This is a genomic window from Salinivibrio sp. MA427 (assembly GCF_001996115.1).
In the GTDB taxonomy this organism is placed as follows: domain Bacteria; phylum Pseudomonadota; class Gammaproteobacteria; order Enterobacterales; family Vibrionaceae; genus Salinivibrio; species Salinivibrio costicola.
Window position 1 is genome coordinate 1 of record NZ_MUFH01000093.1, and the last position, 8,753, is coordinate 8,753.

6 protein-coding genes and 1 pseudogene are annotated in these 8,753 nt (G+C 51.0%); all 7 read right to left on the reverse strand.

The window, feature by feature from the left end; translation table 11 throughout:
• Nucleotides 1-182 precede the first annotated feature (182 nt).
• The 7 genes and pseudogenes from tilS to fabZ all read right to left on the reverse strand — a co-directional run bounded on the left by tilS (nucleotide 183) and on the right by fabZ (nucleotide 8,726).
• Nucleotides 183-1,484, reverse strand: coding sequence for a tRNA lysidine(34) synthetase TilS (tilS, locus tag BZG79_RS07965; RefSeq protein ID WP_199877623.1), 1,302 nt, complete (start codon nucleotides 1,482-1,484; stop codon nucleotides 183-185).
• Nucleotides 1,485-1,581: 97 nt separating this feature from the next.
• Nucleotides 1,582-2,541, reverse strand: coding sequence for an acetyl-CoA carboxylase carboxyl transferase subunit alpha (gene accA, locus BZG79_RS07970; RefSeq protein WP_021021988.1), 960 nt, complete (start codon nucleotides 2,539-2,541; stop codon nucleotides 1,582-1,584).
• Between the two features lie 55 nt (nucleotides 2,542-2,596).
• Nucleotides 2,597-5,691 (reverse strand): annotated as a pseudogene (locus BZG79_RS07975) (DNA polymerase III subunit alpha).
• Between the two features lie 45 nt (nucleotides 5,692-5,736).
• Nucleotides 5,737-6,336, reverse strand: coding sequence for a ribonuclease HII (gene rnhB, locus BZG79_RS07980; protein ID WP_077459727.1), 600 nt, complete (start codon nucleotides 6,334-6,336; stop codon nucleotides 5,737-5,739).
• Complete coding sequence (gene lpxB / locus BZG79_RS07985; protein ID WP_077774141.1) at nucleotides 6,329-7,483, reverse strand: lipid-A-disaccharide synthase; 1,155 nt, start codon at nucleotides 7,481-7,483, stop codon at nucleotides 6,329-6,331. Before lpxB ends, rnhB begins: the two co-directional genes overlap by 8 nt.
• Nucleotides 7,483-8,271, reverse strand: coding sequence for an acyl-ACP--UDP-N-acetylglucosamine O-acyltransferase (gene lpxA, locus BZG79_RS07990; RefSeq protein ID WP_077661051.1), 789 nt, complete (start codon nucleotides 8,269-8,271; stop codon nucleotides 7,483-7,485). The genes lpxB and lpxA overlap by 1 nt, the downstream gene beginning before the upstream one ends.
• A 2-nt stretch (nucleotides 8,272-8,273) precedes the next feature.
• Nucleotides 8,274-8,726: a 3-hydroxyacyl-ACP dehydratase FabZ gene (gene fabZ, locus BZG79_RS07995; RefSeq protein ID WP_025744337.1), complete on the reverse strand. Its 453-nt coding sequence runs from the start codon at nucleotides 8,724-8,726 to the stop codon at nucleotides 8,274-8,276.
• Nucleotides 8,727-8,753: the final 27 nt, after the last annotated feature.

Here is an 8,753-nt window from a genome sequence, read left to right on the forward strand (position 1 = left end):
CATGTATCATTAGACTAGTACATTAAGTAATTCGGGAAAATTAAGCAAGCCCGGGGCGCTTAACTGCTCAATTAATCATCACCAGACGGGCATGCTATTATGCCGCCATGATGCGCGATGTTTCTTTTGTCCTCGGTTTAACGGAGTAAAAATAGGTAAACATCCGTTTGCAAAGACTAACGCTAACGTTGCCAAACGAGTCGCCATTGCTGACCACTCGCCCCTAGACGAACAAAATGGTCAGCCACCGCTACCACGCCCTGATCGTCACAGACAATAGGTTGCCGACGACGTAACCAACTTGGGATCGCCGCCTCTTGATAGAGCTTCTTCAATTTTCGCCGCCCTTGCCGCCCAACAGGATGCATTGCTAAGCCACTCGGATTAAAGTGGACCTTGAGCGTTGAGGTTAATGGTCCGAGCGCTAAACCTGGCGCTGTCGCCTCAAAGGGCGACAAGTGCAATTGTCCAAGCCCATCGGGTAACGTCAGGGGCTGCTCCAGTGTTAACTCTCCTTGCCACTGCGATAAGTCGGCACAAGGTGTGACGACATAAAGCTGTTGCTGATAGCGACGAATACTGACATCTGCGATCGTCAAACACGGGTTAGCGTCTTGTTTGGCGTGGATCACGTCACGGATAAGCACCTGTAACTGCGCATAAGTGAGCACCAACTTATATCGCTTTAGCCAATGACGGAGCAGCGCATGCGCCATGGCAGGATCCGCTTGGGGGAGTACCGCGATCGGTAACGCGCCTGAATCACTGACTGCATTTTCCACTATCGGCGCGATAAAACGCGTCAGCAGTGAGGATTGCTCTGCACATAGGCGCTGTGTGCGTTGAACGGCTTGTCGAAAGCCAGGCCAGCGCGCATCGGCTTCCGGTAACCAGTGCTGACGTAAGAAGTTGCGATCAAAGCGAGTTTGCTGATTGCTAGGGTCATCAATCCAACTCAGCCCATGGCTGCTGGCATAGCTTGCAAGGGCAGCACGTGATTGGGCTAAGAGGGGCCGCACGAGCCAGCCCTGCCCTAATGGACGCACCTCGGGCATCCCTGCTAATCCGTCGAGGCCACTGCCACGCTTTAGCGCGAGGAAAAATGTTTCAACCTGATCGTCACCATGCTGCGCCGTCAATACTAAACCTTCCGGCTCTAGATGTTGTTGCAAGGCCTGATACCTTGCTTCACGCGCGGCGTGTTCAAGACTGAGCGCACTGTCGAGTTCAACATGCTCAACTCGACAGTCAAAGCCCGCTTGTTCAGCCCAGTGTTGGCATTGTCTCGCCCATTGTTCAGCCTGCAGTTGCAAACCATGATTGACGTGGACCACCCGATAACAATGCTGGGGGTGCTGATCACGATACTGAGCCAACAGTGCAAGCAGCACCCGAGAGTCCAGACCACCGCTTAATGCGAGAATGATCTGCCGTGGCGTCGTGGTTAACGGTGCCAAACAATCACAAAGTTGTTGGTAAAGCATAGGCATTCACTGTCGATATAATCCGCCATTGTTTCTGGCCGCTGGTAAAAAGAAAAGGGCCCGAAGGCCCTTTTATCCCTATAAATACCATAACGGCTTAGCAATAACCGTAGTTCAATAAACGCTGGTAACGACGATCGCGCAGGCTTTCCGTATCCAAGCCTTCTAAATCAGCCAGCTGGGCCAACAAGGTGTCTTTAATACGCTCTGCCATCGCGGTTAAATCGCGATGGGCGCCCCCAAGTGGTTCGCTAATCACAGTATCAATTAAACCCAGCTCTTTAAGCCGTGGCGCTGTGATCCCCATTGCATCCGCCGCTTGAGGGGCTTTTGCTGAATCACGCCAAAGAATCGACGCACATCCCTCAGGCGAAATCACCGAATAGGTTGAGTATTGCAGCATGTTGACGTAATCGCCTACGCCTATCGCTAACGCTCCTCCAGAGCCTCCTTCACCGACCACATTACAAATAATGGGGACAGTTAACCCAGCCATTTCTTTAAGGTTTCGAGCAATCGCTTCCGACTGGCCGCGCTCTTCCGCGCCCACACCAGGATACGCGCCGGCGGTATCAATAAAGGTGATCACAGGAATATTAAACCGTTCCGCCATCTTCATCAGGCGTAATGCTTTACGGTACCCTTCTGGTTTTGGCATTCCAAAGTTACGTTTTACCTTTTCGTTAGTATCACGCCCTTTTTGGTGACCGATCACCATCACTGGACGTCCCTCAAGACGCGCCAATCCACCGACTAATGCTTTGTCGTCGGCATACGCACGATCGCCGGCCAGCTCATCAAATTCGTGAAAAATCCGGTTCAGATAATCGTAGGTGTAAGGGCGTTGTGGATGACGCGCCAACTGCGCGACTTGCCAAGCACCTAAATCAGCAAAAATCTTTCGAGTAAGCTCAACGCTTTTGGTTTCCAGCTGCTCGATTTCTTTATCTAAGTTAACCGCGTCTTCTCCGCCACGCTTGGACACCGCACGAAGGGCCTCAATTTTGGCTTCTAATTCTGCGATCGGTTTTTCGAACTCTAAAAAATTAAGACTCATACCAAGAGAATCCTATTGGTCACCGCCAGTGTACGCGATACGTCACCAGCCTGGCTTAGTTAAACTCTAATTCGACTTGATCATTACCGAGCAAGCCTTTCAAGGTGTCGATTAATTCATCGGTTGGCGTCACACGCCATTCCGCGCCTAAACGCAACCGAGCACGCGCATCATCACGCTGATAATAGATATTCACCGGCACCGTACCCGAACGATACGGCGCCAGTGCATCATGAAATCGTTCAAAAAAGGGGGCCTCTATTTGCTTAGATGACATCGATATGCCCAAACAACGCGCGTATTTTTCCCGCGCTTGGCTAATGTCCATCAATTCACGGGCGGTCATTTTAAGCCCCCCGTTGAAGTCATCAAAGCTGACCTGTCCTGAGACCACCAGAATGCGATCTTTCTCCACTAGATCAAGATATTTGTCGAGCACGTCAGAAAAAAGCATCACTTCCATCCGGCCCGAACGATCATCCAGGGTCAGTATCCCCAGCCGAGAGCCGCGTTTGGTGGTCATGACTCGCGCAGCAATCACCAACCCTGAAACGGTCGAGATCACATCGCGTTTAGTTGCGTGCGCATCTTCCAGCCGCCAGGTCACATAATTTTTCAGCTCTTTGCGGTAACTATTAATGGGATGACCGGTTAAATACAACCCTAGCGTTTCTCTCTCTCCCTCTAGCCATACTTTATCTGGCCAAGGGGCCGCATGCGCGTAGGCGTGCTCAACTTCTTCAGGGGCATCAGTTAATACCCCGAACATATCGGTTTGCCCATATGCTTCAGCTTGATGGTGTTGGCTCGCGGCGCGAATCGCTTCATCGACAGACGCCATCATCGCAGCACGATGTGGCCCCAGTTTATCCATAGCACCGGCGCGGATCAGCCGTTCAATCACACGYTTGTTGACTTTTTTAGTATCAATKCGMGCACARAAATCAAAYAAGTCWCGGAAATAACCGTCTTGCTCGCGAGCGGCGACAATTGTATCAATAGGGCCTTCGCCAACCCCTTTAATCGCCCCAATACCGTAGACAATCTCACCTTGGTCATTCACGGTAAAATGATGCAGACCCGCATTCACATCGGGCGGTAACACCGTCAGCTTCATGCGGCGACACTCTTCAACCAGCCCCACGACTTTATCGGTGTTATCCATATCAGCAGTCATCACCGCCGCCATAAACTCAGCGGGATAGTGCGCTTTTAGCCACAGCGTTTGATAAGAAACTAGCGCATATGCCGCTGAATGCGATTTGTTAAAGCCGTAACCGGCGAACTTTTCTACTAAGTCGAAGATGCGCATCGCCAGCTCGCCATCAATGCCGTTGGCGATCGCCCCTTTCTCAAAGATTGCACGCTGCTTGGCCATTTCTTCGGGCTTTTTCTTACCCATGGCACGACGCAGCAAGTCTGCACCGCCCAGAGTATACCCCGCTAGCGTTTGCGCAATCTGCATCACCTGCTCTTGATAGAGAATGATGCCATAAGTCGGCTCAAGCGTTTCTTGCAGTGACGGATGTTGCCACTTCTCATCGGGATAAGAAACCTGCTCTCGGCCATGCTTACGGTCAATAAAGTTATCGACCATCCCTGATTGCAACGGGCCCGGCCGGAACAACGCCACCAAAGCGATCATGTCCTCAAAACTATCGGGCTGAAGACGCTTGATCAGCTCTTTCATGCCACGCGATTCCAGCTGGAAAACCGCGGTCGTCTCGGCTTTGCGCAGCATCGCAAAGGATGCCTGATCAGTCATCGGGATCGCGGTAATATCAATCGGATCCAGCCCTTTGGCTTTCAAGCGAGGATTGATCATGCCCAACGCCCAGTCGATGATCGTCAGGGTTCGCAGGCCCAGGAAATCAAACTTCACCAAGCCTGCGGTTTCAACATCATTTTTATCGAACTGGGTAACAGGGTGGTGTCCCTCGCTATCACAATAGAGTTCGAGACACGCTCGGGATTCAAAAAGCGCTCGAAAAGTAGATCAAATTGCAGCGGATCCAGGTCGGTGATTTTGAGGGCATACGCAACCAATGAGCCAGCGCCCGAACCACGCCCTGGACCAACGGGGATATCGTTATCTTTTGACCATTGGATAAACTCCATGACGATCAAAAAGTACCCGGGAAATCCCATTTGGTTAATCACGCCAAGCTCACGCTCTAAGCGTGCGTCATAGTCGGGTCGTCGACGTGCTCTTTCTGCTTCATCAGGAAACAAAAAGGCGAGACGTTCTTCCAACCCCTCTTGCGAGCGTTTAACCAGGTACTGATCAATGTCCATTCCCTCGGTCGGGAAGTTCGGTAAGAAGTATTCGTTTAGCCGAACAGGCACATTACAGCGTTTGGCTATTTCAACACTGTTGGTGAGTGCTTCGGGAATATCCGCAAACAGCTCACACATTTCTTGCTCAGTGCGTAAATACTGCTCTGCACTGTAGTGTTTAGGCCGACGCGGATCATCGAGCGTAAAGCCATCATGAATCGCGACGCGAATTTCGTGAGCATCAAATTCATCGGGCGAGAGAAAACAGACTTCATTGGTCGCCACGACAGGTAAATCATGCTCGGCAGCAAAGTCGACCGCAAAATGGAGGTAGCTCTCTTCATCTTGGCGTCCGGTCCGCACCAACTCCATATAGTAAGCGTTAGGAAAGTACCGCTGGTAGAAGTGTGCGCACTGTTCGGCGAGCGCTTGGTTGCCTTTCAGTAAAGCACGACCCAAATCACCACGACAGCCGCCAGATAGCACAATTAGGCCTTCGGCATGGTCAACGAGCCATTGTTGATCAATCACAGGACGATGCTGCACATGGCCGCGCAAATACGCTTTGGAGATCAGTAATGTCAGGTTTTTGTACCCAACTTTATTGGTGGCAAGCAGGGTTAGCTGACATAACTCATCGCCAAACGCATCAGACTGAACATTAAAATCTGCCCCGATAATGGGCTTAACACCCACATTGTTCGCAGTGTTATAGAACTTAACCAACCCACATAAATTACTGAAATCGGTGAGTGCCATCGCAGGCATGCCCATTTCCGCCACTTTTTTTACCAATGGCGGCACTTTGGACACTCCATCAACCATGGAGTAATCACTATGAATGCGTAAGTGGACGAAACGTGGCTCAGACATAAAACTCGCTACTTCACTATGATTGGCTGAGATAAATAGCGCGCACTAGTCGATACCGAGCGCGCGTTTAACCGGCTTAAAGCTCTTACGATGCATCGGTAAGGCACCGTGCTCAGCTAAAGCGGCCATATGAACTTTGGTCGGATACCCTTTATGTTGGGCAAATCCGTAGCCTGGATACGCGGCATCCAGTAACGCCATTTCATGATCGCGATCGACCTTGGCTAAAATTGAGGCGGCACTGATTTCCGCCACGCGTAAGTCACCTTTCACAACGGCTTGCGCCGGCATCGGTAAGTCAGGCACGCGATTACCGTCAATCAGCGCATAATCCGGAGTAACCGACAGCCCATTCACCGCACGCTGCATCGCTAGCATCGTGGCGTGTAATATATTGAGTGCATCAATTTCATCAGGCTCAGCACGTCCAACAGACCATGAAAGCGCTTTTTGCTTGATCTGATCATACAGCGCAAGCCGCTTTTTCTCGCTCAATTTCTTTGAATCGGTTAATCCAACAATCGGCTGATTGGGATCTAAAATCACCGCCGCTGTCACCACCGCGCCGACAAGCGGGCCTCGCCCGACCTCATCAACACCAGCAATCACGTTGGCGTCCGGGTATACAAAAGGTTGTTCAGTCATGGTGACCCAATAGTGTTAATACTGCCTTGGCGGCGGAGGCATCCGCATTTTGACGAATGGTTTGATGCAACGCAGTAAAGGTGGACAACAGTGCTTGATTATCGCTATCAAGCTGATCACTAACGGCCTTCGCTAACGCCTCTGGCTGACAGTCTTCCTGTAGCAGTTCAGGCACCAGTGGCGCGTCTGCTAAAATATTCGGCAACGAGACATACTGGGTCTTAAGCAAACGCTTTGCCAGCCATGCTGTCAGTGGTTTCACGCGGTAGCCCACCACCATAGGACGCTTGAGTAACATGCATTCAAGCGCGACGGTTCCCGACGCCAGCAACACAGAATCGGCCGCACTAATAACCTGGCGCGCTGTATCGTCAACCAAGGTAAACGAAAGCTCTGGGGCAATGGCCTGCCAAGCTTGCTCAAACTGTTCGCGACGTGCCGAGTTAACCAAAGCAACCACAAAGCCAAGTTCCGGATAACGTGCCGCAAGCTGTTGGCAGGCTTGTATGAACGGCGGGGCTAACATCGCCATCTCACTGCCGCGACTTCCCGGAAGGACCGCTAACCAACGTTTATTAGGGTCAAGCCCCAGGGGTTGCTGTGCCGCCGTTTTATCCACTTGCATCGGAATGCTATCCGCCATGGTGTGACCGACAAAGGCACACGGCACGTCGAACTTGTCGTAAAACGCTTTTTCAAAGGGCAGAAACGCTAAGACAAGATCCGTGGCGGCCGCAATTTTAAAGATCCGCTTTTGCCGCCACGCCCACACTGACGGGCTGACGTAATGGACGGTTTTTATTCCGGTTTTTTTTAATGATGCTTCAAGACGTAAGTTAAAGTCCGGCGCATCAATACCAATAAAGACATCAGGCGGATGAGCAGTAAAGTGCTTCACCAGCGCGGCCTTCACATTCAATAAACGCGGCAGTCGACCCAAGACCTCGACCAGCCCCATCACGGACAGCTCTTCCATATCAAACAGGCTCTGGCAGCCTTGCGCTATCATTCGTGGGCCGCCAATGCCGACAAATTCAATATTCGGGTGCTGGGCGCGCAGTGCCTTGATGAGGCCTTCACCTAAAACATCGCCGGAGATTTCTCCGGCGACGATTCCAACCCGTAATGGACGCTCACTCGGTAACATTAACGAATAACGCCTCGCGTTGAGCGTGCAAAAAAGTCAACAAACAACGCCAATGCAGGTTCGTCTTCTGCTTGCGCCGCGAGCTCTTTTTTCACTTCTTCTAACGTTTTACCGGCGCGATACATGTTTTTATACACCGCACGAATGGCCCGAATGGCGGACTTGTCGAAGCCACGGCGTTTGAGACCCTCCACATTGATCCCAAACGGTGCGCAGTGATTGCCTTGAGCCATCACATACGGTGGCACGTCTTGAACCACAATGGATCCGCCGCCGAGCATGGCATGACTACCAATGACGCAGAACTGGTGAATAGCTGACATCCCGCCCACTATCGCATAGTCATCGACATGGACGTGTCCTGCCAAGGTCGCATTGTTGGCAAAAATACAATGATTCCCTACCACACAATCATGGGCAACGTGGGCATTAATCATAAACAGGTTGTCGCTGCCAACTTTGGTTTCGCCTTTATCTTGCACCGTGCCGCGGTGCATGGTCACGCTTTCCCGAATGGTATTGCGATCACCAATTTCCAATGTTGTTGGCTCACCAGCATATTTAAGATCTTGGCATGCTTCACCAATGGAGGCGAACTGATAGATTCTATTATCACAACCAATACGCGTAGGCCCTTTGATCACCACATGAGTCATCACTTCGGTCCCTGCACCGATCTCTACACCCTTCCCCACATAAGAAAAGGCGCCAATTTTTACGTTTTCCCCCAAGACTGCACCGTCTTCGACAACGGCAGCGGGATGGATATAGGCAGTTTCGTGGATCACAATTAGATCTCTCTTCTTGCGCACTTTAATTGAGCCGAGCAGACAACATCACCATCGACTTTTGCGACGCCAGTAAAGGCCGCAATACCTCGGCGCTCTTTAATAAATTCTACCTCGAGAACCAGTTGGTCGCCTGGCGAGACTGGGCGGCGGAATTTAGCATTATCAATGCTTGCAAAATAGTATAGCTCGTTGTCTTTCGGCTTACCGAAGGTCTTAAACGCGAGCAAGCCTGTCGCTTGTGCCATCGCCTCTAGGATCAGTACGCCTGGGAACACCGGCAACTGCGGAAAATGCCCAGTGAACTGCGGCTCATTAACCGTAATATTTTTAATCGCGTGAAGGTACTGCCCTTCTTCAAAATCGGTAACACGATCAATCAACAAAAACGGATAGCGGTGTGGTAACAGCTCTTTGATTTCATTGATATATAGAACTTTTTTTTCGCGAGTCAAGGTAGTATTCCCGTTCAAATCCAATAC